2 protein-coding genes and 1 pseudogene are annotated in these 1,352 nt (G+C 64.3%); 2 read left to right on the plus strand and 1 reads right to left on the minus strand.

The annotated features are described in order from the left end of the window. Together GTP90_RS35710 and GTP90_RS35715 are read left to right on the plus strand one after the other, a co-directional pair. Positions 1 to 242, plus strand: a 242-nt coding sequence (locus tag GTP90_RS35710) for a hypothetical protein (RefSeq protein WP_161087931.1), incomplete at its 5' end; no start/stop codon positions are given. Positions 243 to 339: 97 nt separating this feature from the next. Further along, entirely contained in the window at positions 340 to 825 is a 486-nt protein-coding gene (locus GTP90_RS35715) for a phage regulatory CII family protein (RefSeq protein ID WP_161087932.1), read from the plus strand. Between the two features lie 263 nt (positions 826 to 1,088). On the opposite strand, the pseudogene GTP90_RS35720 reads toward GTP90_RS35715, so the two are convergent. Next, positions 1,089 to 1,352, minus strand: a pseudogene (locus GTP90_RS35720) (DUF6600 domain-containing protein); the annotation flags it as partial.

The raw sequence follows: 1,352 nt of genomic DNA on the forward strand, positions 1-1,352 counted from the left end.
AGGCGGCCGAGGTGTTGCGCGGCATGGCCGAGGCCGGCGAACCGGCGGCCTTGCCGAACGCGCCGGGACCGCTCTGGCGGCTGGCCGGCGGCGCGGCCGGCGTGCTCCGCGAGGAGTTGCTCTTTTGTGAAGAAAATCCACTTTTATACGACGACGATGTGCCAGAATGCGAAGACGTTCGCGCCTGCGCCACCCCATGGGTGCCGAGCGCAAGACATAACGTCAATAGCAGCGCAGAATGAAAGGACTTCATGATGTCTTTTCGCAAAGAAGTTGAATGAAAATCAGCATAGCGCCGCGCGCCGGCGACTGCATCGGTAATAAAAGGCTAGCTTCACCATGACACGCAAATACCTGGACATGAATCAACACGACGCGCTGTACAAAGTGGCGCGCAGCTACCCCGGCGGCATCGACGCGCTGGCGCAGGCGATGGGCATCTCGGTCAACGTCCTGCGCAACAAGCTGGCGCCGACCATCGCCTCGCACTACCCGTCGTTCGAGGAAGTCTCGACGGTGGTGCACCTGTGCCACCAGGCCGGCGTGGCCGACGCCCACCTGCCGCTGCACGCACTGCTGGTGCGGCACGGCATGGCGGCCTTCGTGGTGCCGACCCCGGACAACATCGGCGACGACGACCTGTCGCAGACGGTGTGCAAGGTGATGAGCCAGGTGGGGGCGGTGGCGGAAGCGGTGTCGACCGCGCTACTGGACGGCAAGGTCACGCCGGCCGAGGCCGACCTGATCGAACGCGAATTCCAGGGCGCGCTGTCGGCGCTGGGCGAATGGCGGGCGCGGCTGCGCCTGAAGGCCGGACAGGCCTAGGCCGCCGCGCCAAAAAAAAGCCAGCCGCGAGGGCTGGCAAAAACTATTCTCTGATCGGAAATTGGGAAAAATCCGGAAAATAGTTGGGGCAAAAAGGGACAGTCTCGACGGTCCTGCGTGGCGGATGTCGCCATCCTTGTTCTCACGCTTCCCGCCGGGTTTATCTATTTTACAACATTACACTTTACAATATAGAAAGTCCACCTGTATGTGACGAACTGTCGATTTGGCGCCCTGGACGCCGCATTTTCCGGAACAGACGGTCATTGGCGGTTCTGGTTGCGGCTGTCGCCGCGCTCGCGGCCTTCCTCCTTGCGGCGCTCCTGCTGCTTGTCGTGGCCGCTGTCGCGGTTCTCGCGCGGCTGCGGCTGAACCTGCGGCGCCGGCCGTTGCGGCACCGGCTGCGGCTGCTGTATCGGCTGCGGCGCTTGCTGCGGCGACACCTGGCGCCGCTCCTCCGGCTGGCGGAACTGGCGGCGGTTGTCGTCGCGCTCGCGGTCGTACCGGTCGCGGTTGGCCGGGAACGG

It is taken from the genome of Duganella vulcania, assembly GCF_009857655.1.
GTDB lineage: Bacteria > Pseudomonadota > Gammaproteobacteria > Burkholderiales > Burkholderiaceae_D > Rugamonas > Rugamonas vulcania.

Bases quoted from the DNA above. Each gene is read 5' to 3' on its own strand.
- GTP90_RS35715 (WP_161087932.1), top strand. From the start codon at position 340: ATGACACGCAAATACCTGGACATGAATCAACACGACGCGCTGTACAAA.